Annotated in this window: 26 protein-coding genes; 11 read left to right on the top strand and 15 right to left on the bottom strand. The window is 46.4% G+C overall.

Going from position 1 to position 26,571, the window contains the following annotated elements:
- Nucleotides 1-227: 227 nt before the first annotated feature.
- From H8K55_RS08505 to H8K55_RS08485, 5 genes are all read left to right on the top strand, one after another.
- Nucleotides 228-797 carry a hypothetical protein gene (locus H8K55_RS08505; protein WP_186941647.1) on the top strand — a complete coding sequence of 190 codons (570 nt, stop codon included), beginning with the start codon at nt 228-230 and terminating at the stop codon, nt 795-797.
- 125 nt (nt 798-922) lie between these two features.
- A complete protein-coding gene (locus H8K55_RS08500) occupies nt 923-1,372 on the top strand; it encodes a hypothetical protein (protein ID WP_186941646.1) in 450 nt (149 codons plus the stop codon).
- A gap of 76 nt (nt 1,373-1,448) precedes the next feature.
- Nucleotides 1,449-1,772, top strand: coding sequence for a hypothetical protein (locus tag H8K55_RS08495; protein WP_186941645.1), 324 nt, complete (start codon nt 1,449-1,451; stop codon nt 1,770-1,772).
- Between the two features lie 324 nt (nt 1,773-2,096).
- A complete protein-coding gene (locus H8K55_RS08490; protein WP_186941644.1) occupies nt 2,097-2,492 on the top strand; it encodes a hypothetical protein in 396 nt (131 codons plus the stop codon).
- A gap of 113 nt (nt 2,493-2,605) precedes the next feature.
- Nucleotides 2,606-2,848, top strand: coding sequence for a DUF4287 domain-containing protein (locus H8K55_RS08485; protein ID WP_186941643.1), 243 nt, complete (start codon nt 2,606-2,608; stop codon nt 2,846-2,848).
- A gap of 270 nt (nt 2,849-3,118) precedes the next feature.
- Here the strand turns inward: H8K55_RS08485 and H8K55_RS08480 are convergent, their stop codons facing one another.
- Nucleotides 3,119-3,598, bottom strand: coding sequence for a low molecular weight protein-tyrosine-phosphatase (locus H8K55_RS08480; protein ID WP_186941642.1), 480 nt, complete (start codon nt 3,596-3,598; stop codon nt 3,119-3,121).
- 107 nt (nt 3,599-3,705) lie between these two features.
- Between H8K55_RS08480 and H8K55_RS08475 the strand changes: the two genes are divergently transcribed.
- Nucleotides 3,706-5,220 carry a tetratricopeptide repeat protein gene (locus H8K55_RS08475; protein WP_186941641.1) on the top strand — a complete coding sequence of 505 codons (1,515 nt, stop codon included), beginning with the start codon at nt 3,706-3,708 and terminating at the stop codon, nt 5,218-5,220.
- On the opposite strand, the gene H8K55_RS08470 is transcribed toward H8K55_RS08475, so the two are convergent.
- The 4 genes from H8K55_RS08470 to H8K55_RS08455 all read right to left on the bottom strand — a co-directional run bounded on the left by H8K55_RS08470 (nt 5,217) and on the right by H8K55_RS08455 (nt 6,744).
- A complete protein-coding gene (locus tag H8K55_RS08470; protein ID WP_222612404.1) occupies nt 5,217-5,471 on the bottom strand; it encodes a hypothetical protein in 255 nt (84 codons plus the stop codon). The genes H8K55_RS08475 and H8K55_RS08470 overlap by 4 nt on opposite strands.
- A gap of 164 nt (nt 5,472-5,635) precedes the next feature.
- Nucleotides 5,636-5,860, bottom strand: a complete 225-nt coding sequence (locus tag H8K55_RS08465; protein WP_230408533.1) for a DUF2798 domain-containing protein — start codon at nt 5,858-5,860, stop codon at nt 5,636-5,638.
- Nucleotides 5,861-5,889: 29 nt separating this feature from the next.
- Nucleotides 5,890-6,279 (bottom strand): MAPEG family protein, encoded by a 390-nt coding sequence (locus tag H8K55_RS08460; protein ID WP_186941640.1) that lies wholly within the window; start codon nt 6,277-6,279, stop codon nt 5,890-5,892.
- A 183-nt stretch (nt 6,280-6,462) separates the two neighbouring features.
- Nucleotides 6,463-6,744 carry a hypothetical protein gene (locus H8K55_RS08455; protein WP_186941639.1) on the bottom strand — a complete coding sequence of 94 codons (282 nt, stop codon included), beginning with the start codon at nt 6,742-6,744 and terminating at the stop codon, nt 6,463-6,465.
- Between the two features lie 240 nt (nt 6,745-6,984).
- On the opposite strand from H8K55_RS08455, the gene creD reads away from it, so the two are divergent.
- Entirely contained in the window at nt 6,985-8,418 is a 1,434-nt protein-coding gene (gene creD, locus H8K55_RS08450) for a cell envelope integrity protein CreD (RefSeq protein WP_186941638.1), read from the top strand.
- Nucleotides 8,419-8,870: 452 nt separating this feature from the next.
- The gene (locus H8K55_RS08445; protein ID WP_186941637.1) at nt 8,871-12,743 is read left to right on the top strand and encodes a sensor histidine kinase; all 3,873 of its coding nucleotides are present in this window, start codon (nt 8,871-8,873) and stop codon (nt 12,741-12,743) included.
- 245 nt (nt 12,744-12,988) lie between these two features.
- Here H8K55_RS08445 and H8K55_RS08440 read toward each other — a convergent pair whose 3' ends face one another.
- Both H8K55_RS08440 and H8K55_RS08435 read right to left on the bottom strand, forming a co-directional pair.
- Nucleotides 12,989-14,944, bottom strand: a complete 1,956-nt coding sequence (locus H8K55_RS08440) for a M56 family metallopeptidase (RefSeq protein ID WP_186941636.1) — start codon at nt 14,942-14,944, stop codon at nt 12,989-12,991.
- On the bottom strand, nt 14,941-15,372 hold the full coding sequence (locus H8K55_RS08435) for a BlaI/MecI/CopY family transcriptional regulator (protein WP_186941635.1): 432 nt from the start codon (nt 15,370-15,372) through the stop codon (nt 14,941-14,943). The genes H8K55_RS08440 and H8K55_RS08435 overlap by 4 nt, the downstream gene beginning before the upstream one ends.
- A gap of 296 nt (nt 15,373-15,668) precedes the next feature.
- On the opposite strand from H8K55_RS08435, the gene H8K55_RS08430 reads away from it, so the two are divergent.
- On the top strand, nt 15,669-16,856 hold the full coding sequence (locus H8K55_RS08430) for a glycosyltransferase family 4 protein (RefSeq protein ID WP_186941634.1): 1,188 nt from the start codon (nt 15,669-15,671) through the stop codon (nt 16,854-16,856).
- A 14-nt stretch (nt 16,857-16,870) separates the two neighbouring features.
- Here H8K55_RS08430 and H8K55_RS22285 read toward each other — a convergent pair whose 3' ends face one another.
- The 8 genes from H8K55_RS22285 to hemE all read right to left on the bottom strand — a co-directional run bounded on the left by H8K55_RS22285 (nt 16,871) and on the right by hemE (nt 24,036).
- Nucleotides 16,871-16,993: a glycine zipper domain-containing protein gene (locus tag H8K55_RS22285; protein WP_408057959.1), complete on the bottom strand. Its 123-nt coding sequence runs from the start codon at nt 16,991-16,993 to the stop codon at nt 16,871-16,873.
- Between the two features lie 161 nt (nt 16,994-17,154).
- Nucleotides 17,155-17,895, bottom strand: coding sequence for a DNA alkylation repair protein (locus H8K55_RS08420; RefSeq protein WP_186941633.1), 741 nt, complete (start codon nt 17,893-17,895; stop codon nt 17,155-17,157).
- A 49-nt stretch (nt 17,896-17,944) separates the two neighbouring features.
- Nucleotides 17,945-18,385 carry a GNAT family N-acetyltransferase gene (locus H8K55_RS08415; RefSeq protein WP_186941632.1) on the bottom strand — a complete coding sequence of 147 codons (441 nt, stop codon included), beginning with the start codon at nt 18,383-18,385 and terminating at the stop codon, nt 17,945-17,947.
- A 116-nt stretch (nt 18,386-18,501) separates the two neighbouring features.
- Nucleotides 18,502-18,999 carry a GNAT family N-acetyltransferase gene (locus tag H8K55_RS08410; protein ID WP_186941631.1) on the bottom strand — a complete coding sequence of 166 codons (498 nt, stop codon included), beginning with the start codon at nt 18,997-18,999 and terminating at the stop codon, nt 18,502-18,504.
- A gap of 18 nt (nt 19,000-19,017) precedes the next feature.
- Complete coding sequence (locus H8K55_RS08405; RefSeq protein ID WP_186941630.1) at nt 19,018-19,404, bottom strand: VOC family protein; 387 nt, start codon at nt 19,402-19,404, stop codon at nt 19,018-19,020.
- Nucleotides 19,405-19,524: 120 nt separating this feature from the next.
- The gene (locus H8K55_RS08400) at nt 19,525-19,983 is read right to left on the bottom strand and encodes an SRPBCC family protein (protein WP_186941629.1); all 459 of its coding nucleotides are present in this window, start codon (nt 19,981-19,983) and stop codon (nt 19,525-19,527) included.
- A gap of 243 nt (nt 19,984-20,226) precedes the next feature.
- A complete protein-coding gene (locus tag H8K55_RS08395) occupies nt 20,227-22,251 on the bottom strand; it encodes a primosomal protein N' (RefSeq protein ID WP_186941628.1) in 2,025 nt (674 codons plus the stop codon).
- A 699-nt stretch (nt 22,252-22,950) separates the two neighbouring features.
- Nucleotides 22,951-24,036, bottom strand: a complete 1,086-nt coding sequence (hemE, locus tag H8K55_RS08390; protein WP_186941627.1) for a uroporphyrinogen decarboxylase — start codon at nt 24,034-24,036, stop codon at nt 22,951-22,953.
- A gap of 351 nt (nt 24,037-24,387) precedes the next feature.
- Between hemE and H8K55_RS08385 the strand changes: the two genes are divergently transcribed.
- Together H8K55_RS08385 and H8K55_RS08380 are read left to right on the top strand one after the other, a co-directional pair.
- Nucleotides 24,388-24,798, top strand: coding sequence for a hypothetical protein (locus tag H8K55_RS08385; RefSeq protein ID WP_186941626.1), 411 nt, complete (start codon nt 24,388-24,390; stop codon nt 24,796-24,798).
- A 965-nt stretch (nt 24,799-25,763) separates the two neighbouring features.
- Nucleotides 25,764-26,189 carry a GNAT family N-acetyltransferase gene (locus H8K55_RS08380; RefSeq protein ID WP_222612403.1) on the top strand — a complete coding sequence of 142 codons (426 nt, stop codon included), beginning with the start codon at nt 25,764-25,766 and terminating at the stop codon, nt 26,187-26,189.
- Nucleotides 26,190-26,571: the final 382 nt, after the last annotated feature.

Below are 26,571 nucleotides of genomic sequence, written 5' to 3'. Positions count from 1 at the left end.
GCGGTGGAGAACTTCATATTGTTTGCTTGACGCGATGAGATGGCTTGATAGAATGACTACTTTTATTGAGCGTCGCTTTTGTAAAAATTTTTAGTACCTTGAATTCCGTCGTATTTTTCTAAGAGTGAGTATTCATGCGTGTTTCGAAAAATTTAAGGGAAAGTGTTATGCGTCGCGTTAAATTGTTATGCGACATTGTGTCGCCTATATCTAGTTAGGCAAATTCAATGAACGAACATCAAGTCGAAATCGAAAGAGCCGAAAGAGCATTCGAGGAGAGGGATCTTGAACTCTTAAGGAAGATTCTTCCTCCTCTAATAGAGCAGAATAACGCAGCTGCAATTCGTATAAGCTCAAGCTTCTTCGCAGCCGGAACATCTGATGAAGAGTGTGATCGTATCTATGTTGAGGGTATGTTCAGAGCAGCGGAATTGGGTGATTTGAAAGCCAAATACCAAGTAGGTATCTTTTACGATTTGGGTGAGTACGATATTCCACAAGATAAAATCCGAGCATCCTACATCTTTAAAGAGTTGGCTGATCTGGGTTTCCCCCAATGCATGTGGATTCATGCCTGTGAATTGATTTGGGGTAGTGGACCATTTCCGAAATCTACGGAATCGGGTTTGAAATTACTAATAAGCGCTGCTGATGCTGGCGCTGCTAACGCCTGTATGACAATTGCGAGGTTACATAGCGATGGCGAGCTAGGGCTTGAGAAAAGCACAGAGCAAAGAGATAAGTTTAGAAAATTGGCTGTTAAATACGATGCTACGATCTACGATCCATATGCCTAACCAGGCGTTCAACGCGGACAGTTTGCAGCGGGGCATTTGCTTCGCAAATTTTACGCCCCACTGCAAACCACTCCGCCGGCAAGCCGGCTCCGTTCTGCCGGTTAACTTGGCGTTAGGTCGAATCATTGAAACACTTGCCCTTGGTTCAATCTTTGGTTGCGGAAGTTGTTTCCCTTGTTTGGTTCTCGGACTATTCGATTTGCTATCTCGAATTGGGCACGCTTGGATCAGGTCTAAAACTTCCGAATGGTCGGATTGGAAGCCCGTCTGGCGAGATCACGATATTCCTCGGATACGACTGGAATGCTGAATCTGGCGGACTTCAAAGGTCCCGTATAGATTTTCATTCTAATGAGATCGAGTGGGAGTCGCTGGTGTCAAAACTCCAAGGAGCTGTCATTCGGAATATTGAACTTATTGCGACGAGTGCCGAGCTCGAAATTAGCCTGTCGACCGGTGTCGTTTTGCGCACAATTTCTGACAATGGTGATGATTCGGATTGGAGCATTAAGATTAACAAACAAGTTCAGGGGTATTTATGCATCAAGAATCAAAAACTGAAGCTCGAATGCTAAAGCCACTAACAATTTTCTCCAGCGGACAGTCTTCGGCTGCCGCTGAACAGCAACGTTGTGAATAATGGAAAACAATATGAAAAAAGTAGCTATTTTAATTTCGGTACTTCTATCGGCATGCGCCACAAACAACAATTCAGATCAAATGGCCTACGATAAAGCTCTAGCTCTTGCCAAACAACAATCGACAGAGAATCGAGGAAACCCGCTATATAAGGAACACTTTAGTATTTGGAACAAATACAACAATGAAAACAAAATAGATACGAAAGACGGGTGCTATAAATATGGCAAAGAACCTGTGAAATTTATTCTGATTCAAAATGGTGACGGGGTGATTGAAAATATCATCACAAAAAGCGACGATAAAAAAACAAATTGTTTTGTGAAATCCTATTAATAAAATTTCCAAAGCCGCCAGTAGCGCCGTTCTATCTTCAAATGACTATGAATTAATATGAAGCCAGTCACTTGTTGTTTTGGCGATCGTTTTACACATTCGCTGCATGAGATTTCATTCCAATTTATTGACTGAAAACATCCGATGTCCCCCTTGGCGCTGGTAGCTTTTTTAATCAACCAAGGGCGGGTGCAAGCCGCGCCGATAATCGCTTGAGAATAAGAAAATTGACGTCACTTTGGTACGCCGTATCCCAGAGGTTTTGTTTAGCGTCAACCACCAAGTGGGTTGCACCCGCCTTACATAACTAATTAGGTTTCTCAAATGAGCATCAAAAATTCGATTAATTCCGCACTCCATCGTGGTGTTCGCCGCGGCTTCTTAATGGCTGTGCTAACGTCCCTGTTAACAGGTGTCAGCGGATTTTACTTTGGTCAGTGGTGCGAACAGCGCGAAGCAAATGCACGCACTGCGAAAGTGATGGAAATCTCTGCTGGTTCTGAAGACGCTTTCGATTTGTATGTAATGCGTTTTGCAATCGAGGACTTACGCGCAGGTCGTTTGGTGGATGGAGAAAATAAACTATTACGACATGCGCAGCTCAAGGTCCCCAGAGTGGCTAGATGCAGGAAGTCGCCTGAATGTTTATTTTGGGCCGGAAGCACCATCCCAAGCGATGCCGAACTTGTGGAGCTAGCTGAAATGAAAGAGCGAAAATGATGCCGCATTAAGCACGCTGGTGAACTCGTCGTTACATACCAACATCTGTGGCGCCAGTGAATCTAGTTGTTATGTCTGCCACCAACATAAACCTTAACTCAATGGAGAAAATCATGCCAACTGAACAAAAAGTGAAAGGCCCAGCGTCATACTTTCCATCGATCGAAAAGAAATACGGACAGCCCATCGATCATTGGTTGGCACTCGTCGAAAAACTTCAAGATATGAAACACATGGAAATGGTTGCATGGCTCAAGTCTGAACACGGACTAGGGCACGGTCATGCAAACGCCATCGTTGCCTACGTTCTCGCTAGCCATGTAGGGCAGGTGCAACGCGCGACGACAGTCGCTTGAGAATTCCCCAAAAAGTTGACGTCACCTTAGCACACCGTGTCCAAGAGGTATCGTTTAGCGTCAACCACGGCGCGAATCGCATTCGCCCTTCATGACTTGAGAGAAGTTTGATTAAATGTGTTTCGCAACAAATAGAAATCTTGTGCGACTAGATTTTCCACGCATCTTTGTGAACCTTGTGCATGCCAACGATATTACACAAATTTCTGCTCTTATTAGGTGCGATCCTGATTGCTGCTGGCATCACCTACTTGCCTTGGGCGATCTTATTCAGTTATCAAGCACGCGCATCAAACCCTCAGCCGCATCTTCCAAATAATCTAACACCGTATCAAATCCCCGTCCCCCACCGTAGTAAGGATCGGGCACCACGTCGGATGGGCTATGGCTGGCGTACGACATCATCAATTTCAATTTATGCTGATGCCGCGCTGGACATAGCTTTTGCAGATTGTGTAAATTATCTTTGTCCATCGCAATGACGAGATCAAATTGTTCAAAATCACTCATCGCCACCTGGCGTGCACGTTGTTTTGATAAATCATAACCACGTTTTAAAGCATATTCCTGCGAGCGCAAATCAGGTGCTTCGCCGACGTGATAGGCATGCGTGCCAGCCGAATCGATTTGCACCTGATCATGCAAACCCGCTGCCACGACCTTGCCACGAAAAACACCTTCGGCGGTAGGCGAGCGACAGATGTTGCCCATGCAGACGAATAGAATCGCGGTAGTTTTAGGTTGGTTCATGATGAGATCACGGTGAGTAGGATGATCAATTATTCTAGCGTCATTTAACGCGAATTAGTAAAACAGTCCTCGCTCTGTGATCTAATATTGGCTTCATCATTCTCATTATGCGCATGTCTCCTCACCTACACAGCTTGCTACAACAAGCCATCAGCCACCATCAACAAGGGCGCTTGCAACAGGCTGAAGATTACTACGTGCAAGTCTTACAAATCGATCCACGTCAATTTGATGCCTTGCATTTGATCGGCGTGATTGCCAAGCAGCGTGGCGACACGCAAAGCGCGCTGAATTTTTTTGCAAAAGCCATCGCTGTCGATGCGAAACAAGCTAAAGTCCATTGCAATCTGGGTGCCACTTTTCAGGAAATCGGTGAATCCGCGCAGGCACTCGCTTGCTATGATTTAGCCTTGAGTTTGCAGAGCGATTATGCGCTGGCCTGGAATAATCGCGGCAATGCTTTGCGCGAATTGAAACGCTATCAAGAGGCCTTGGATAGTTTTACCCGTGCGATGGAAATTCAATTCAATTATCCCGAAGCATTCTTAAACCGCGGCATCTGTTTACAAGAACTTGGCGAACACGCACAAGCGCTGGCGGATTTTGAGGACGCCATCAAATTGCGTGCGACGTATCCCGCAGCCCAATTTGCGCGTGGCTTTAGTTTGCAACAATTGGGGCTTTATGGGGAGGCCCTGGATGCTTACACATTAGCCCTACAGACTACGCCATCTGTAGCCAATTTAGCGGCGCTACACTGCAATCGTGGCATGGTGTTGGCAAAATTGCAGCGCTATGCAGAAGCACTGGTGGATCTGCAACAGGCTCAGGCATTGCGTCCAGATTTTGCTAATGCTTATCTACAGACCGGGCATGTTTATCGCAGCTTGCAAGAACATGAAGCAGCGATACTCGCCTATCAAACAGCTTTAGCACTGGCACAGGATAAGGCGCAACAAGCGCAAATAGAATATTACCTGGCCAGCTTGGGTGCGGCACCAACGCCACATGCGGCACCCGCGACGTATGTGAAAGAATTATTCGATCAATATGCCGCGCACTTTGATGCGCATCTGCAAACATTGTCGTATCAGGTGCCGCGCCTATTACAAGATGCTCTTCAATCTTGTGGTCTCACCCAAATCGAACGGGCACTTGATCTGGGTTGCGGTACGGGTTTATGTGGCGATTATTTGACTACGGTTGCGCAGCATTTGACGGGTGTTGATTTATCAGAAAATATGCTGGCTCAAGCGCGGCGACGCAACGTCTACCAAGAATTAATCTGCGACGATATCTTGCACTATCTTGCGCAGGCCACACCAAGCTACGATTTGATCGTGGCGGCTGATGTGTTGGTGTATTTTGGGCGATTGGATGACTTATTCGGACTGATCAAAAACAAACTCACTTCCGGCGCACATTTTGCATTTTCAGTTGAAGAATCGGCGACTGATGAATCTAAGCTGCAAACTTCGCAACGCTATGCGCACTCCGCAAGCTATATCCGCCAACTAGCAAGAACTTACGGCTTACGGCTGCGCCACTTTAGTCATCACAGCGGACGGCGCGAAGCGCAACATGAGGTGCAAAGTTTGATCGTCGTCTTACAAAAAAATTAGCGTTCCCGCCAATAGAACAACAGCGCGCACAATGCAAGGCCAACGATCACTAACAGGCGTGTGTCGTTACCGATCAGATAGGGGTAGAACATCAGCGCCAGCCCGCCCCATTTCAAATGTGGATGAGGTTTTTTACGACCATACTGAAAACAGTAAAGCCCGATCACGCCAAAGATGATCGATATAACGATATAGGTGGGGCTAGGTAGCATGCCGATCAGCTCGGCTAGTAGTGCTTCTTCATTCATCATAGAGGGCGTCCTTGGAGAATTGGGGTTCACAAAAAGAAACGCCCACTATGATACTAAACCAGACTTGTCACTTATGGGAAACTACAGAGGTAACAACGGAGGAAAACTGCAGAGAAACCAAGAACAAAAACGAACAAATCAAAACGATACATAGCAGCAAACCACTAAGGCAGCAAGCGCGCAACCAATTTGCGCGTAAACGGTGCAAACAAAAGGACTAGCGGGAAAGCGCAAGCCCAAGCCACCAAAAAGGCGCGCATCCAGCGCAATATGAAGCCTCCCTCAAACCCCGTGTTAAGAGCTGTCAAAATGCCTGACATACAAAATGCCATCAACATAGACATGATGAGCGCAAAGCTCAGTTGTTGTTTCTTTTCTTTGCTCATCATGCAGTCGATCTCTTCTGTCTAGGTTTCAATTATTGAAAAAATAAAGCGATGCTTACACCAAGACCACCAAACCAGATCAATGATCGTATAGTAGCGCGATTACTCAAATATGCCGCCACGTACAGACAACGTAGCATCACGAAGGCAATTGCCAGACCGTCGACACTAGTTTGATTTGCATGTGCTTGTTGTGCCAGCAAAACACCAGCGATAAACAGAGGCAAGGCTTCAAATCCATTATTTTGTGCAGCAATCGCACGTTGTTGCCAACCGGTCAGCTTAGATTCCCATTCACGCGGCTGGGCATTGTCGTAGCCACCATTGCGGCGTGAGAGTTTGCGACCACTGGATTTTGCCAGTGCGACAGTCACAACTGGTAACAAACACGCGGCCAACACACTCCAATTTGCGATACTCATTTGATAGTCTCCTCTTATCGATTTAGCCCGGTTTGTCACACCAGGCGCGCCTATCTTAATGGAATTTGACATCGTCAATTCGAGCATGGCTTCTAATTCGGTGGATAGCGATGGAGAAGCTGAGTGCCGTCAACGCACTTTCCGAACTTACTTACTAGCTTACTTACTAGCTTACTTACTAGCTTACTTACTAGCCTGCTTACGGCAGCCCGGCAATTCTGCACGCCAAGCCTTATAGGCCAGCACGATAGTGGCGAAGATCCAGACTCCACTCAGAGTGGTATCAATCATTCTGTCGCGCACGCTGCATTTTACATCCAACTGACAATCAACGCTGACTAGCAAAGCACCTAGTAATGAAATCCCGGCAAACACGCCGCAGGAATAGGCGAGCGCACAAAGCACACGACGTGCGGCCGACGGAGTTTGAAGTTCAGAATCAGATTTGGCGTTTGCACTATGCATATCAGGGCTAGAAACTATCGTTATCAATTACAACATTCAATAATTCCATCATAACGCTTTCTGAACACGATCGCCAAGTTGCACATCAAGCTGAAAGAGCGAACTTGAACATATTTAACAATGCTAACCCGCTGAATTGCTTAAGTTTTCACATTCAGCACACAATCAAGGCGCATCTCTTCATTCTTAGCGCACAGACATTTTTTACACTAGAAGCTCTTCTTCAACCTGGAGCTTAAGATGCAAAAAACGCTATTCATGAAATCCCTGACGGTTGGTTTGCTGATGTTGATTATCGGTATTCCTTTAATGATGATAGAAAACACCATAGATGCACGCTTGCGTTTTCGGAACGAGGCGGTACGCAGTATTGCCGCAGATTCGGTCGGTCAACAAAGTCTATTAGGACCGATTTTAGTGATTCCATACAGTGAGCACTATGAGGAAGAAGAAGTGATCGACGCCCCCAGCAAGCGCAGTGTGATACGACAACGCGTATTGAACAAGCGCCTGTTCGTGTTTCCGAATACCTTAAAAATGCTGTCAAATGTCGATACAGATCAACGCTATCGGGGCATCCATAAAGTGCTGGTGTATAACAGCCTGCACACACTCAATGGCAGTTTTCATTTACCCGACCAGTCCGCATTTGTACGCGAAAAACCTGCATCACGCTTGCAAATTGATACACCATTTGTGAGCTTGGGTTTAAGCGATACCCGTGGTTTAAAAAATGTCCCAACGATTAGCTGGGATGGGCACAACTATGAATTTCAACAAAATAGCCAGTTGCAATATTTTAAGCAGGGCTTACATGCACCCTTGGAAAAACTTGATCTCAGTATCAGCAAGAACATCGATTTTGAATTTAATCTTAGCATCGATGGCATAGAGCAATTTGCCCTAATTCCTATCGCCAAAAATAATCAGATCACCTTGCGCTCCAAGTGGCAGCATCCGCAATTTTTTGGTCGTTTTTTACCGTCACCGAAAGAACGTAAAATCGATGCGAATGGATTTAATGCGACTTGGAATATCTCGTCTCTATCCAGCGATGCACAACAACAATTCTTAAACACACAATGCTGCCAAGCAGCCGAAAAACCAGCGCCAACCAATGTAGATGGCATCGTTGCACCGGCACAAAGCGTAGGTCAAATCGATAGCTTTGGCGTCGCGTTCATAGAACCCGTGAATATTTATAGCCAATCAAACCGCGCGATTAAGTATGGCTTGTTATTTGTTGCCCTGAGTTTTTCTGCCTTCTTCTTATTTGAAATTTTGAAGCAACTTCCTATCCATCCTGTGCAATATGCTTTGGTCGGTTTGGCACTCGTGATGTTCTTCTTATTGTTAGTCAGTCTATCCGAGCATATGCAATTTGTGTGGGCCTACCTGATCGCCAGTATCGCTTGCTTAAGCCTGATTAGTTTTTATCTATGCTATGCGCTCCGCAGTTGGCAACGTGGGATTGGTTTTGGGTCAGCCTTAACTTTGTTATATGCAGCACTGTTTGGCTTATTACAATCAGAAAATAATGCCTTGATCTTGGGTAGTATTTTATTGTTCTGTGTCTTAGCCGCCATCATGTTGGTAACGCGCAAAGTCGATTGGTATCAGGTAGGAAAAACGATGCCTGCTGCGATCTCATCAAGTGGCGGATCTACTTCTTAAGTTAAATTTCCCCCTCCTGCACTGCACCACAGCACAGGAGAGGGAGATCTTCCTCATGCTGTCCCCCTTCTCTCCTTGATCTTTACCCTCACCCTTACCTCACCCCTCGCCAACAGAAATTGAACAATCAAAGCATTTCAAATTGCCATTATTTTTCAACATCTGGCAGCGGCGGCACACCGCACTTTTCCTCGAAAAAGCCACGATTCAACAAATGCAGATGCATCACCCGCAATTGTGGTCTAAGATACTCATAGACAACTTTTTCCTGCAATACCTTGTCCTGAAGCTACCTGGCGCTACCTAGCTCAATCCACATTCACGTTGTACAACTTTTCATGAAGATAAGTGTCAAACTGTTTCGATTGCTGCCTCAGTTACTAACGCAGTTACTACCTCAGTGGCGCCGCCTGTTAACTTTGCTCGTGTGTGCGTGTGCTTTGCAATGCCCAGTGCAACTCAGTTTCGCCGCCTCCTTAGGTTCTTTACGCTTTGAACATATAGGCCCAGAACAAGGATTTCCTCATCAATCCATTTCTGCCATCACGCAAGATCAATTAGGCTTTATCTGGGTCGGCACTCAGGCAGGTTTGATCAAATTTGATGGCTACCGCACAGCGGTGTTTCGCAACGATCCGCTAGACCCCAAATCGATTAGTGATAACTTTATATCCGCCTTGTATGTACATCATGACGGTAGTCTATGGATAGGAACACAATCGGGCTTAAGCCTGTACGATCCCCAGCACAATCGCTTTACCAATTTTCTACGACGCGGCAAGAACGCTGCACTGACCGGTAATTACAAAATTTATGCCATCGTCAATGACGGCGGCGATGGTCTGTGGCTAGCGACCGATTATGGTCTCATGCATTTCAATATACGCCAGCAAAGCTTTACAGATTATCGACATGATAAAGACAATGAAAATAGCCTGCGGGATGACTTGCTCACCGATTTGGCGCGCGATGCAAACAATCATTTGTGGATAGGCACACCGGTTGGCTTAGACAAATTTGATCCACGCAGCAAAAAATTTGAGCACATCAACACCCGCCTGAATAATCGCTCTACGCTGCGACAAAATAATATTATTTCGCTCTCCATCGACAGAAATCAACACCTATGGATAGGCAGCGATGCTGGCTTAGCACGGCTAGACACGAATGACAGTAAAAGAGAAATAATCGCAGTCGGTGAACAGGAAGGCTTTGATCTTTCGCACATACAGACTTTGTATCACGATCAAAACGACACGCTGTGGATAGGCACCGTCAATCAAGGCTTGATGCGCTATCTCAAACAAAGCGAAAAATTCGAACTATTCCGACATCGCCCCTTAGATCCGAATAGCCTTTTACATAATCACGTTAGTAAAATTTTTCAAGATCAAACGGGCGTATTGTGGGTAGGTGCGCGCTCTTCTGGTCTAAGTCGGGTAGATCTCGCCAGCGGCGGTTTTGATCGCTTTGTCCAACTTCAAGATGATGCTACCGGCACCAGTGATAACCGGATACGCGCCATTGCTTCAGCAGGTAAGAATCAATTGTGGTTAGGTACCTATGCAGGTGGCTTATTGAAGATGAATTTGCTGAATCGGCAAGTCGATGTGTGGCGTAAAGATTCGAGTAAGAAGTGGGGCTTACCAGACAATCAAATCGCCAGCTTCTTAGCAGAAAAAGAAGGCCGTATTCTGGTCGGAACGCGCTCGGGTTTGACCTTGTTCGATCCCGCAAAAAACAGTTTCACGCCAGTCTATATTAGTGACGACACCAATGATAATTACATAGAGCGGATGATCCTTGATCACACCGGCACACTATGGGTTAGCAGTCGCGGCGGCTTACATCGCAGACTAGTCGGGCATAAACACTTCACAACATTCCGGCATGATGCAAATGACCCCGATAGCGTGGTGAATAATTGGGCCTTGGCCGTGTTTGAAGATTCAAGTGGCACAGTGTGGGTTGGCAGTATGAATGGCCTCGATTACTTTGATCGTGAAAACGAAAAATTTATTCATTTACGCCACGACGACAAGAAGAAAAATAGTCTCAGCCATAATCGCATTCATGCCTTATTTGAAGATAGCAAAAAACGATTATGGGTAGGCACTTCTGGCGGCTTAAACCGCTTAGAACCGCAAGCTGATGGAACATTTCGCTTTCATTTTTATCCTACCAAAGCAGATGGTTCCGCCGAGTCGGTAGGTGGCATATTAGAAGACAAGTTTGGCAATATCTGGATCAGCAGTACAGCGGGTATCTCACGTCTCGAAGTCGACACTGGTAAGTTCAAGAACTACACCGACAAAGACGGCATGATACAAGGCTCATTCTTAATTGGTGCCGTTCATTTATCAGACGATGGCACGATGAATTTCGGTGGCTGGAATGGCATTACCCGCTTTAAGCCCGAAAATATTTCTGACAATGCGATACCGCCGAAAGTCGTCATTACTGATTTTTTATTGTCTAACCATTCCATCGCGCTATTGACACGCGACGGCGTACCACGTTTACAGGGTTCGATCCATGAGGCAAAAGAAATCAATTTGAATTATCTTGATTCGATTTTTTCTATCGAGTTTGCCGCCATGCATTTTGCAGATCCCTCAGAAAATCACTATGCCTATCAATTGGTCGGTTTCGATCCCAATTGGGTAGAAACCGATGCCAAAAAGCGTTACGCGACCTACACCAATCTCGATCCGGGTCGCTATGTATTTCGCGTCAAAGCTAGCAACAAAAATGAAATATGGAATGACGAAGGTATTTCACTGGTGATTAATATTGCGCCACCATTTTGGAAAACTTGGTGGTTCAGACTGCTCTTAGTCATGCTATTGATCAGCCTTGTGTATGGTTTTTTCTTGTTCCGCGTGCGCCAGTTGGTGCAACAAAAAATGATCTTGGAAGAGCAAGTCGCGCACAGAACACAAGAGCTGCAAGATCAAAATCTGGCGGTAGAAAAACAAAAGGAAACCCTAGAACATGCGCACCGCAATATCTCTTTATTGAGTGAAATCGGTAAAGAAATCACCGCCAGTCTCGACATCGAATCCATCATTAATTTGCTCTACCAAAAAGTAAATGAATTAATGGATGCCACCATCTTCGGTATTGGTTTTTATGATAGTGAAGCGGACTTGATACGCTTTCCGTTTGTGATTGAAGAAGGCAAGCGCTATGCCCCTTATACCCGCAATTTTTCCGACAAAAACCAACTTGCGGTATGGTGTATCGAGCATCAAAAAGAAGTTTTTATCAATAATCTCTACAAGGAATATAAGGATTATATCGATAACCTCGCGCTGACCGAAAACCCGGAAAAATGGGGTGCCATCCGTGAAGACGGTGCCAGTGATCATGTGCCCCTGTCTTCTTTGTATGTTCCCTTCTTCGTACAAGGTGCAATTCGCGGCATCATCAATGTGCAAAGTTATCGTGAACACGCGTACGAAGCCACTGACCTCGATATCCTCAGAACGCTGGCGTCTTACGTTGGCATTGCGCTCGACAATGCCCATGCCTATCAGCAGTTACAAGAAACCCAGGCACAATTGGTGGAACGTGAAAAATTAGCTGCACTTGGCTCTCTGGTAGCTGGTGTCGCCCATGAACTCAATACGCCGCTAGGAAACAGTCTATTAATCGCCAGCGCGATTGAAGACAATGTGCATCAGATTACCGAGAAAATTGATGCTGGTCCGGTCAAACGTTCAGACTTTAAGAATTTTGCCGAGCGTTGCCTGGAAGCCTGCACCCTCTTGATGCGCAGCTTACACACCAGTGCCAATCTGGTCAGCAGTTTTAAACAAGTTGCGGTTGATCAAGCCAGTGCTCAAGCACGCAGTTTTAACTTGAAAAAAACCACGACAGAAATTGTCGCCACCATGATGAACCAGGTTCGACTCGCGGAACATCAGCTCGACATCGATATACTCGAGAATATAGAAATGCACAGCTATCCGGGCCCCTATGGGCAAGTGCTGATCAATCTCTTACAAAACGCCATTTTGCACGGCTTTGAAAGCCGCAAGCAAGGCAAGATGACAATCAGTGCGCAGTTGATCACCAATGACCGTGTTCAAATCAAATTTGAAGACAATGGTGTCGGCATTAAGACGGCTAATCTGCATCGCATTTTTGAACCATTTTTTACGACGAAATTAGGCCATGGCGGTTCAGGGCTGGGATTGAATGTCACTTACAATATCGTCACTTCGCTACTTGGCGGGCATATACGAGTGGATAGTGAAATGGGTGTCGGCACCGTTTTCACGATGGAATTACCGCTGAATGTGCTGGAGGAAAATGCATAAACTCAAGCACATTTAAAACTCGCCGAACTGGGAGACTAGGTTGAACTAGGTTGAAATGATTTGCGCCACGACTACGAGATTCTTTGTAGCCGTGGTGAAATCTAACAAACTTGTTGACGATCTTGATTAGTGAACTGATTCACTGCGTTGATTTACTGAGCTAATTCAATGAGCTAATTCAATGAGCTAATTTGCTGAGCTAATTTACTTAGCTCAATGAATCAACTTAGTTAAAGTAGACAATCTCAGGCACCACTGGCTGGTGTAACTGGCAAGACTAGTTTCTTCTGTTTGGCAGTTTGGATTAACTCCAAAATTTGTTTCTCTGCCTGTTGCGAAAGTGCGTCCATTTTTTTGCCCAATTGATCCATTTGCTTACCCAATTCATCCATGGGCTTAGCGGCTTCTTCCATCTTCTTACTCAGGTCTTGCACAGGTCGCAGTGACTGCTCCAATTGCTGCTGAATTTGCGCTTGCTGCTGTTGCATCGCCTGATCTTTCTTTTGCAATTCTGCTGCCACCGCCTGGAATTTTGCCTGTTGCTGTGACAAATTTTCTAAAGCGTGCTGACGGGCTTGTGGCGTCGTGGCTTGCTCTACTTTGGCAGCTGCCGCTTCGAGTTTCTTTTCGTAAGCGGCTAGTTTCTTTTCAAAGCCATGCATACTCGCTTCCACTGCTCTATCAATCTCACGTTCGTTCACCGACAAGGCTGCCATTTCGGCGCCCAGCTTTTCCATCACGGTGCCATACTGCTCCATCTTTTTGCCATGCTGCTCCATTTGTGTACCCAACTCTTCGACGGGCTTATAGGCAGCTTCGGCTTGGCTTAATATCTCTGGATCTTTAATCCAATAAGATTGCCCTTTTTCAGAAAACCATAAGAATTCTTCAGCATGTTGGCGCTTGAGCTTTTCAATTTCTGCCATACCGCTTCGACTAGTGTGAACAAAAGTATTGTGCTCACCACGCGGCTTCACGAGTGCAAAATTGGTGTCTTTATCGGAGGCTTTGACAGATTTTGGTGTGATGGCAGCGGATTTATTCAGATCGGCGCTAGCGGGAATTGTACTTAATACTGTCCCTGAAACAGCGTGCACATTCGGGCTCACAACTGCAGTTGGGTTAGCATTCAGCGGCGTACTTAAATTGGTGTTCACAGTGTGCGCTTGCGCGAACAAGGCGAGACAAGTTGCGCCTAGCGCTAAGCCCGGAAAGACAATTTTCCAAGCCGCGGTATTGACTGTTGAATCGGGTTGAACCAGACGTTTGATACGTAACATAAGATTTCCTCCATGTGCCACTTGGGCGAGTTGAGGGTGGGTGAACTGGTATCGCTCCAGCTCGGATAATGCAAGTGCCAGGCGCCGCGGTTCGCCTAACAAACTTGCGGCTAAATCATCAGCAATTTGTTCGCGTTCTTGTCGGATTTGACGGGACAACCACCATACTGCTGGATGGTAGAACAGGACAATCTCTATCAAGCTTTGCAACAAATTCACCAGGTAATCAAAGCGCTTAATGTGTGCCACTTCATGCGCTAGTAAAGCTTCTATCAGTTCGACCGGCATACCGCTCAACAATGCACTCGGTAAAATCACTATCGGACACCACCAGCCTGCCGTTACAGGAAATTCCAGACTATCCGACAAGCCAAAACGCAAAGTCTTCGTCATGCCCATCGCTGCTGCCATGCGCTGTAATTTTGCTTGCCAGACTGGATCCGGCTGTTGAGCCGCCTGCCGTACTTGCTGCGTAACCCAGCGCACACCAGCCAACATACGCACCAGTAAAATCAAAACACCACACAGCCAAAATATGACGAGATAGGGAAGATAGCCAGGCAAGCCAAACCGCAGCACAAAATTCCATAAGGAATCGACAGACGCTTTGGCAGATCCCTCCACAGATTCTGCACTAAAGCCCTGCGCAGACTGAACGGACCCATCACTAGTGTTGACAACCTGGTCGATAGACGGATTGCCCGTATCAAGCGTCGTAGGTGCATGCTGCAACAAATACAGCAACGGCAACAACAAACACAGTAAGAGAGCGAAACTGGCAAAGGCATAACGCGTTTGCGCTGTGTGGCGACGCAAGAGACGCAATACGACGGCGCTCACCGCGACGATCACGCATCCTTGCCAGACAAAATGCAGCAAAGCCATCGCCAATACGGCGATCCATTCTTGTAGATGACTCATGATGGTTTATCCTCATGCAAAAACGCTTGAATTTCGGCGCGGTCTTCTTCGCTGACATGCTCTTTCAACGCTGCCATAATCAATTCTTTACCCGAACCAGAAAATGCACGCTGGATAAAATCTTTCAGCAAATTGGTTTGCAATTTTTCTTGCGGCTGCGCGGCTGCATAGACATGTGAACGCGCACTTTCATCGCGACTGAGCAAACCATCAGTGTGCATAATCTGCAATTGGCGCAACACGGTGGCTTGATTAATTTCAGGACGGTCAGCCTGTACCCGCTCAAACACTTGCTTCGCGGTTGCAGGACCATCACGCCACAAGACACGCAGCAGGGCAAGTTCGGCAGCGGTTGGTTTCCGGCTGGCCTGAACAGGTCGGGCATGGGATGTGGCGAGCTCGGTAGCGGAATTTTTGATGGTACGCATGCTATTTCCTTATTCAATACGGATAGCATAGACCATCTAGAAGATTTTTTCTAGAATTATTTTTCTAGTTTGAGAAATTTATTTTCACGTAATGCTGCGCAACAATAAAATTAATACCAACAAAATCAAACACATCACATGAAATGTGACCCGCCGTCATCAAAAATATCTGACAATACCTGCTCACTAGCAAGCGATCTCATTGCACTGACATTGATGCTAACAATATGGCCGACTCTAAGGCTGCTCCTAAGACTGACACTAAAGCTGACAATAAGGCTAACACTAAAAATTTTATGCAGAGTCCATCTTCAAGCATCTTGCACATGCAAGGCTGGCGCCAATACACGCAATCACTATCATTACTATTTCAAAATTATGCATTTGAATTATTAGCGTATCCCGAGTTCAGCGTGTTTCATCAAGAATTGCCGCAACCGCCCTTTAAGAAATTATTCAATCGCACTTCGGCTTGGGAGACCGCTGAACATATTTTGGGCAGCGCAAAAGATCAGGCAATCCGCAGCATTCCTACGTGCGCCGATCCGCATGCTAAACCAGACTACACGCTACGCATAGGCGCACCCTTTGAACTCCAAGCTGCAACACATGGCAAGACTTTAGTTTTCGCTATCTCTGAAATAGACCGCTTACCAGAAGTTTATTTAGGTGCGACCAAACTAGCGGAAATTGCCCACGATCATCGTATTAAACTCTTCACGCCTTCTGCATTTTCACGACGAGCTTTGATCAATAGTGGTGCCGCAGCAGAACAAATACTCACCGTGCCTTTGGGTTTTGATCCTGATTTGTTTTTTCCATTAAATGATGAAGAGCGAACTGCTTTACGACAAAAGCTCAGATGGGACGATCATTTTGTCTACCTGTCAGTCAGTTCTATGTATAGGCACAAGGGTATAGATCTAAGTCTCAAGGCGTTTGCCCAAATCGCCACCGACAATCCGCATGCGCTATTGGTATTCAAAGGAAATGAAAGCATTTACAGTTCCCAGCAATCCTTACAGAAAGCAATTGCTTGCCTGACTCCGGCGGAATGGGAGCGCATACGCCATCAAATTCGCTACATAGGTGCGACAACGAGCATGCATCAAATCGCGCAGTTTTATCAGGCTGCCGATGTGTTGATTTCTCCCTATCGAGCCGAAGGATTTAATTTGCCGGTGTTAGAGGCTGCTGCTTGCGGTTTAGCAATTCTGTGTACCGAAGGCGGGCCAACCGATGAAACCACCCATAGAGATTTTGCTTGGCGGATTCCGAGCGTCACGAAAGAAATTACGAGCGAAATATGGCAAGGCAACTCACTGCAACCCGTATTTCCCGCCTATGTAGAACTCATGCACAAAGTATTGCACGATACCCATTTCAGAAGTCAGGCGAAGCAAGCAGGTCCAGCTTATGTCAGGCAAAGCTACACCTGGCAAAAAGTCACGCAACAATTAGTGGAAGGCATACGCGCGCTTTGAGCACTTAGTTTGCGCTAATGTTGCGCGATTGTTGAGCCGATTATTGAGCCGATTATTGAGCCGATTATTGAGCCGATTATTGAGCCGATTATTGAGCCGATTATTGAGCCGATTATTGAGCCGATTGTTGAGCCGATTGTTGAGCCGATTGTTGAGCCGATTGTTGAGCCGATTGTTGAGCCGATTGTTGAACTAAAATTAAGCGCTAATTAAGCCACTTAATGGAACGAATAAGACGAGCGCCTAGATTCACCGTGGAATAATTGCAGTGGAATCCACCAATCAAACTAACACTACTTCAACATTTAGCGGTCTTACGCTTTTTACCCAAGCTTCCACGCTGCGCGACTTTGGTGATGTAATCCGGTGCAAATGGCACTTTGCATGCCGTATCGCCCACATCGACGGTTACTTCACCTATCTTCTGTGCAGCCTGCAGCGCCGCAGCACTCAGTTCTGTCACATACGAACCCAGCGCAATCACATAGGCATTCATGCAATAGCAAACCCGATTCGGTGCCTGATGAATTTCGGCCTGTACTTTCTTCAACAATTTCTTGAGTAATCCCAGGTCGAGCTGTGCATCGTCAGTAATCGCTACATAACTGCTCAAGGTACACCAACCAGTTGCGGCAATCGCTTCATCGCCAGAGGCAATCCAATCCAAGGCTAATGCAACTGCATGCGGGCTTTCCGCCGCGACCCATGCCACGCTATATTCACGTATGCCATGTGAATTCGCCGTTGTCACCCAGTGTTGCAGTTGTGCGGCACTCATCTGGTGTCCGTTCGCCAACAAGCCCGCCATGTACTGCGCGTCATAAATCCCGGTATCGAACAATGTGCAAGCGAAGGCCACATCATTCTTATACGGCTTCATCAATTTCTTCATCTCTTCGATCTTGACGCCAAACACGGGCTCTTGCGCACCATGTTTGCGAATGGTATTGCGGTAAGTTTCAAGACCCAAAGCCTGCAATTGTCCAACGACGATTGCAACTGACTGCGCGACTGACCGAGATGCGGATGTTGTGCTCATACTGAACTCCCTGAATAAATACCGTACTTAAATTTACGTATTTGCATATTTACGTCGCTGGCAATTCTTTAGCCAAACGTATGCCGGTACGAGCGTACCCCAGCTGCTGATAAAAAGCATGCGCATCGACTAGGCATTGGTGGCTAGTGATCTCAACCAAACCACATCCCGCCTGCAAGAAGTAAGATTCTGCCGCGGCCATCAAAGCACACCCTATGCCCTGCCCACGCACAGTGCTATCCACCACCAAAGAAGTCACTCGCCCAACTGGCCGAGGTCGGTGCAACACAATCATGCTATGCAAAGTAATCAAGCCATGCAAGCCGCCATCCGATTGCACCGCCACCAAAGCATGATTACCTTGCTCCACCCATGCTGGCCAACGTTGACGTAAGTCGGCATCGCTAGTTGGATGACCCAGTTCAGTCAAGAGGCGGGATAGTGCCGCACTGTCTTCACTTATGGCAGGGCGAATAGTGTGAGGTGGCATGATGTGGTCGGAATTTGGATAGAAGTTTTAGGCTTTGGTAGCGGCCATGTAAGTCTGACGTGTTACTTTCAATTTGTGCGATTATGCTAATCGCGGCTACGCATTTGACCACTTAGTCAATTGACTTCGGCGACTTGCAGAGACACTTGCTTACTTCCGTTCGCCACCCATTGCGTATCGATTTCTTTAAACCCAAATTTGTCGTGAAAGCTCTTAGACGCTGGATTCGGTGGTTGAATATTGTATTCACAAGTGACCATAGCGACCTGATGCGCACGCGCGAAATCAAACAAATCGCTATACAACAAACTACCAATTTTAAGCCCGGCAAATTCAGCGCTGACAACGATGCGATCGACGTAAATAAAGTGCGGGAAGCGCGCCGCGAACCAGCGATAATTTTCGCTCTCGTACGTGGTATTCTCTCGCATCGCCAATAAAAATGCGGCGATTTTGTCGTCAACCAACGCGACCTTATGATAAGCCGATAGCGATGCCAATAACCTTAGCTTTTGAAAATCCATCGCACTGGTTTGCTGCACTTCTGCATCATTGAGTGCGAGGATGTGTTCAAAGTCTTCGGGTGTTGCGTCGCGCAGTATGATTTTTTTCATAGACAAAAAACCTTAGACTCACTGCCCCGCAGGCGGCTGCCATAATTCGATCTTATTGCCTTCAGGATCAATCACCCAACCGAATTTTCCGTATTCAGAATCATCGACCTTGTCCATTACCTGACAACCTTCGTCGCGCAGCGCTTGTAATAGAGCGGCTAAATCGTCGACCCGATAATTAATCATAAAACTCGCCGTGCTAGGCGCAAAGTGCTTACCATCGGCGGCGCCTATCGACCATACCGTCGTTCCCGCAGTGGGCTTACCTTCGGCATCAGCCCAACTAAACGCAGTACCGCCCCAATTCTGTACATCAATACCCAAGTGGCGTTTATACCAAGCGCGCATCGCGACTGGATCATTAGCACTAAAAAAAATCCCACCTATGCCTGTAACTCTTTTCATTTTTGTCTCCTGATGTACTTCACATTGTGAATGCTAATTTGCAGCTTACGGGATTGTTACTACGCCTGGGCTATATGTGCTCTATCTTGCCAGAACCTAGGCCTACTATCGAGAACTAAATCATGCGCGCTCAACAGCGGTTTTAATATCGATCAAATCTTGCATCAACGCCTTTTTCGCCACGCCTTTGAAAAATAAGCGCATGGGAATCACCATCAATTTAGTCATCCAGGTCTGTGGCTGAGAATCATGTACGCTGATTAAGCGCATAGCACCTTGCTGTCCTTCTTGTTCTTCAATACGGGTGGTGGATAAGAATATGAAACCATCACTTTCCGCGCGAGTTTGATAATACTCATTCTCCACGGCATCGGTAATCCATTTTTCTGCGGTTGCAGGCTTACCAAATAAAATACGCGTCTCACGCCACCTGAGACCGATCAAACCGTTAGCGGGTTTATTGACGATTTCAATTTTTTCGATACCGCGAATAATTTTTGTCGCGTGTTCAATATCAGAAATCGCCGCCCAGATCGCCGGTTTAGATGCTTTGATGCTGACTTCTACTTCGACGTTCATGGTTACTCCTAAAAATTAGGGTGATACAGTCGAGCACAAACAAGGCTATATCCGAATAAGGTCGGTGCGAAAGAATACTCGAACAATGGGAATAAAAGATAACCGATTGCACCTGAAAGAACAATTTGTTTAAGGTCTCACGCTCAAGCTGCGTTGGAAAAACCACTCTTCCTGATTGCGATGTCTTTCATACTTCAATCGCTCAGCTATTTTTAACAGACGCAATACAAAACTAGAAAATTACTAAATATCCACAGGATCAATCTCCACTCCCCACTTCACCCGGCTTTTCATGCTGCGCAGAGTGGCGATCCATTCTTTCAAGAAGGCTTGCAGTGCCGGGCGTGAAGTAGATTCGACTAATAGCTGAGCCCGGTCGACATTATGAACCCGCGTCATAGTCATGGGGATGGGATCGTTGATGGTGATGCCTTGCTGCGCGGTGCAAGTGGCGGCTTCTTTTAGAAACAGAATCGCGGTTTCCAACTTTTTGGCTTCGGCGCGCAGTAATGCTTGGTAAATAAAAGGCGGCATCGCGGCTTGCTGGCGCTCTTCTAATAAATCATCGGCAAAGCCCTGATAATTGTGCGCCATCAAGGCGTGGTAAAGCGGATGATCGGGATAACGGGTTTGGATCAAGACTTCGCTGGCATTGCCGCCTTCGGCTTGTGCCGCACGACCGGCGCGCCCCGCCACTTGCATCAATTGGGCGAACAGGCGTTCACTAGCGCGAAAGTCTTGTGAGAACAAAGCACTGTCAGGATTCAAAGCCGCGACCAAGGTCAGATTCTTAAAATCGTGCCCTTTGGCGACCATTTGCGTGCCGATCAGAATATCCACTTCGCCGCGATGCACGGTATCGAAAGCGGCTTCAGCACTACCTTTGAGCCTTGTCGAATCAGCATCAATGCGAAAAATTCTGGCTTCTGGAAAGATCGTCTTTAAACCTTCTTCCAATCTTTGCGTACCGCGCCCCAAAGGTTGCAGATCAATATTGCCGCACGTGGGGCAAGCACGCGGGATGCGTTGTTCTAAACCGCAGTGATGGCAACGCAGTTTCTTGTCCAACTTGTGCATGACCAAATGTGCCGTACATCTTGTGCAATTACTGATCCAACCGCAAGCATCGCAATGGATCACTGGCGCATAACCACGTCGATTTAAGAACAGTAGTGATTGCTCGCCCTTCTCCAAACGCAGGCGTACTGCGGAGATTAGTCTTTGGGTTAGGCCTTCAGATGGCTTTTCGCGTTCGGTATTAATGATCTTGACGATGGGCAAAACTGCCGCTTTGACGGCGCGTTCTTGTAGCGTCAACTTCTGATAGCGCCCGGCTTTCGCGTGTTGCCAGGTTTCTAAGGACGGCGTTGCCGAACCCAACACCACGGGGATCGCCAGTTGATGTGCACGCCACACCGCCAGATCGCGTGCCGAATAGCGCAAGCCTTCTTGCTGCTTATAAGACGGATCATGCTCTTCATCAATGACGATCATTTTCAAATGCGGCAGAGATGACAAAATTGCCAGGCGTGTACCTAGGATAATTCTGGCCTGCCCTGTGTGTGCTGCTAACCAGTGAAGCAGGCGCTCACCTTCAGCCATGCCGCTATGCAAAGTAGCGATTTGCAAACCCGGAAAACGACCGCGAATATTGCCTTCCAATTGCGGTGTCAGATTAATTTCTGGCACCAAAATCAAAACCTGCGTCTGTTCACTTTGTGCCAATACGCGGGCAGCAGTTTGCAAATAAACTTCGGTTTTGCCGCTGCCAGTAACACCGTGCAATAAATAGGCAGCAAAGCCGCTAGTTGCCGATATAGTATCGACCGCATGTTGTTGCTCAGTGTTGAGAAGCGGCTCTTGGCTAGCACTCGCATCTTGCGCTGTGGGCAATTTGGCGAGCTTCTTCAAATTACGTTCTAAAGACGTGGTTTTCGGCACGCGCAGATTTTTGGGCAAGGCAGGAATCGCCACCTCACCCAAAGGGCGCTGATAATAATCAGCAGCAAAACGACATAAATTAATCCAGTCTGGCAACAAAGCTGGGCACTGATAACGCACCGAGATCACCGATTTAATTTTATCGGCAGGAACTTCGGTTTGATGCGCGATAGCGACGATGAGACCCGCGATCTCTTGCCTGCCAAAAGGCACCAAGGCGATTTGCCCGACTTGCGGCAAGGCTACGTCCGCGACTGGCTCCCAACGGTAATCGAAGAGTCTGTCAAGGGGGGTATCTAAAGCAATAGTGAGGTAAATAGGTTCCACGAACTTAATGTAAGGCTTGAGGTAATGCGCTAACTATCGGTTTCATAAGCTCTTTTTACTCTATCCACAATAACTGTGGATAACTTTGTGGACAAACACATCTTGACAAGCCTACAGCCTAGATTCTATGCGGGTTTCAACAGAATGCCCATTTGCGATGCACAAAAAAACTCGTTTTAAAACAAAGACTTACAAAAAACCATTTGAGGCAAAAAACAAATTTGCATATTATTTTTTTGGGTGACTTTTTTTGTGAATAACTACTAAAAAATCTAGTACAAATCCAGAGTTGTCCACCGCTACCCTTATGGCTTTATCCCCGCTTTTGACCGCTAAGCCGCAGCCCTCTTATGTTTTGCATGGCAACATGACGAATCAGCAATGCAGAACTAATGGTCTGGGTATTTATGACTAGTCTTCACGGCAATTTTTGACGGGAAACGAGCCAGTCACTTGCAGGTCAGCCAGCCTAATTTGTATGACAACCGTATTCCCAGCACACTACATTATTTGAGTTCCTGATTAGTTACAAAACTCAGAAAGGACTAAATTCCCTAAGTTTGTCATTCCCGCGTAAACGGGAATCTAGAAACTTCACCCTTGAGCACCATTACGACACTAGGTTCCCGCCTACGCGGGAACGACAGAAAAAGCCACTCTGAGATTGCTAAGTAGATTACTAAATAATCAGGTTTAAGTTTAAGCCTGACGTTGCTGGCGACTAACTTCATGCACAGTTTCGACCAATACCGTCACCGCATCAGGCGAGGTAAATTGTGAAATGCCATGTCCCAGATTAAACACGTGGCCATGACCCGCACCCGGTTTGCCGTAAGCATGCAAAGCCGCCGTCACTTCTTTGCGGATTTGATCTGGTTCGGCAAACAAGACTGCCGGATCAAGGTTTCCTTGTAAGGCGACTTTATCACCAACCCGGGCGCGTGCCTGACCGAGATTCACAGTCCAATCCAGACCCAAGGCATCGGCACCGATATCCGCGATTTGCTCTAACCACAAGCCGCCGCCTTTGGTGAATACGATGCAAGGAATACGCTTGCCGTCTTTTTCTTTTTGCAATTTGCTAACCACGTCTTGCATATACTTCAATGAGAATCGCTGATACGCACCATCCGCCAGCGCCCCACCCCAACTATCAAAAATCATGACTGCCTGTGCACCAGCATCGATCTGCGCATTCAAATACGTCGCCACCGCTTCGGCATTCAAGCGCAAAATTCTATCCATCAAATCGGGACGTTTGTACATCAAAGTCTTGATGCCATGGAACTCACGCGAGCCCTGACCTTCGACCATATAACAAGCCAAAGTCCACGGGCTACCGGAGAAACCAATCAAAGGCACACGACCATCCAGCGTACGGCGAATCTGTGTCACCGCGTCAAACACATATTGCAAGCTGCCTTCTTCCGGCACTTTCAAATCCATGATGGATTTCTCATCCTTCAAAGGACGTTCAAACTTAGGGCCTTCACCCTCTTCAAAATACAAACCCAAGCCCATCGCATCCGGCACAGTCAAAATATCCGAAAACAAAATCGCCGCATCGAGCTTAAAGCGATCCAAAGGCTGTATCGTCACCTCAGTCGCAAAGTCAGGATTCTTGGCTAAGCTCATAAACGAGCCTGCGCCTTTACGCGTGGCACGATATTCCGGCAAATAACGCCCCGCCTGACGCATCAACCACAGTGGCGTGTAATCAGTTTCTTGACGCAACAAAGCGCGTAAAAAAGTATCGTTTTTCAGCGGAGCAAATTGATTAGACATAGCGTGCTTTCGTAGTGCGAAATAGGGAATCCGCTATTATCCCCGATCTCAGCGCAAAGCGCCTACGTAAAATGTCAAAGGACGTGCTGGTGGTGGGCTGAAGACTACGAGAAGACAGAGCGACCACACTAAGCGCACCGCAAAATCGTTTGCTTGACTCGACCAAACAGCTTGATAGAATGACCATCTTTATCAGTGACGCTTTTCATAGATCTTTTAATATAGCTGAAATTGAAACGAATTTAATAAAAGTACGCATTCACGCGGGTTTGAAGGGGATTACATGAGAAGTGTTGTGCGTTACGTTAAATTATTAGGCGGCATAGTGTCGCCTAAATCTAGTTTGCCATCATGAAAACAAAGTTGCTCATGCTGTTGGTAGCTTCTGGCATATTCGGAAGCGCTGAAGCTTCCGAATCCTTGTTTTGTGGGCGTTCGCTGGAGCAAAAGAACTTAGAAAACATTCATGTGTCTTGCCCCAAAAATTCAGTCTGCTTTGGAGGTTGGTCACGTTGGGAACTACAGATTGATCGGCTTCTAGATGGAGATCAGGTGCCGGATCGAATTTTTGCTGCAGCGTTCCAAAGTGTTCAGTATAAGCCCGAAGCCCAAGCGAGTTTCAGACTTTTTACGGTTAACCGTATTGAAGATGCAGAACAACGGAAGTTGTTTGGTGCTGACTATATCTTGATAAAATGGTCTAAAGATCGTGACAACAAATCTTGCGAGAAACTCCCGAAGTCAGGTGCCACCGATGGCTAACATGGCATTCGAAAATGACGCGGCAATTTACGCAAATTTAATTTTTACTAATTGCGTTCGCGCATTTCAATTCAACGTTATAGATCATAGCCATGCACCGTGACTACTACATACATCCAAGTCGATTGCCCAAAAATGTTGAAGGCGCGTTTTATACTCTTGGGTGTAAAAGCAAAGACGGAACATGGTGGGGTGAATGCCTAGCATGCGGCGCTCCTGAAGATCAGGCACCGACCCTCCTAGCTCAATGGACCAATGAATGTACCGAGACTTATTTTATTCGACAGCCAGAAACGGAAGCAGAGATTGAGTCGGCTTGTAACGCACTAGAGGTGTGTTGTGTTGATGCGTTAAGATATGGTGGGAGAGATCCCAAAATCTTAGCGCGCTTAAACCCCAACCTTTGCGACAATGCCACTTTTATTTCGAGGTTAAAATATTTTTTTCGGAGTAGAGGAAAAAAGTGATGATCTATAACATAACATTCGAAAATGACCCGCGAATTGGCGTTTCCCTTAAGTTTATTGATCTGCGCACGCGCCTTTCAAATCAGCGTTAAGCATCTTATGAAATCGTCTTCCTTCACCGTTGAGTTTCATCCCCATCTTACAGAAGATCGCTGGGGCAAGTTCATGCTAGCGGTTGGCACAGCTGGTGCGTCTAGTAACTGGTTTTCCTCTCATCGGGTTGAGCTAACATGTGTAAAGCGGAGTCAACTACAACATGTTGGGTATATCATTTTCAGAGTTGACACTCCCTCGCTTTGCAATGTGGTTTGGGGTAACAGGTGAAGCAGAACTACGAGCCAGCGCCTATGAAAGACATGCTTAACATAACGCTCGACGCAGAAGCTGCACAATTTAGCATTTCGACGGCCAGCATTTTTTCAATTAATTGCTCTTCGGTTCTTGTGCAACATGCGCATTTACGGTCAGCTCAACGTTAAGCAAAAAAGGACAGCTAAATTGGAACATGAAATCTTTATTGCAAACTCTGATGAAGACATTAATCTATGTTTTCCTGCATTTAAAGAGTTAAGGCCAAAGCTAAATTTTGAAGAGTTTCTTGCTCAAATTAGAAGGCAAGAGAGTCAATCATACAAAATACTTGCGCTCCGTGAAAATGGCATTGTTAAAAGTGCCGCGGGCTTTAGGTTTTGTGAGTTTTTAGCGTGGGGGAAAATTCTTTATATCGACGATCTTACGACGCTACCAAATGCTAGAGGTAATGGATTTGCAGATTCTTTGTTAAATTGGTTAATCGAATACGCCAAATCTTCTAGTTGTAATGCCGTTCATTTAGATACAGGATATGCCCGTCACGCGGCGCATCGCGTATATTTAGCAAAAGGCTTTCAGCTTAATTGCCATCATATGGCTTTAGAGTTCTAAACATTTTTGTTTAACAAGTCGTAGCAGCATCATTCCGCTGCGCGCCACTACAACTTTAAGACCGCAGTTGAACTCGGCGTTAGGCCCCAAATTGAATTGCCACATAAATCAAATATCTGCAGGAATGCATAAGTCTAAATATGCAATATCCCAACACCCAATGTTCTTTATCGATGATGTTCCGCTCGAATGAGAATCGGATTAGGTTTTGATTTAAAGTCGTAAGTTGCAATCCCTTCGTAAGGCAAGGCGTCAATAGTCACAGGTGTATTACATCGCATGAAGTTTAATCGACAAATCAAATGGTTTGCCGTTAACCGAACGCCTGTCGGACTATTTGCCTTAACGATTCAGTGAAGCTTATAAAAAATGACTACGCATC

Source organism: Affinundibacterium flavidum (genome assembly GCF_014284175.1).
Lineage (GTDB): Bacteria > Pseudomonadota > Gammaproteobacteria > Burkholderiales > Burkholderiaceae_D > Undibacterium > Undibacterium flavidum.
The sequence above is the reverse complement of the archived record's forward strand: the minus strand, read 5'-3'. Positions and strand labels throughout refer to the sequence as shown.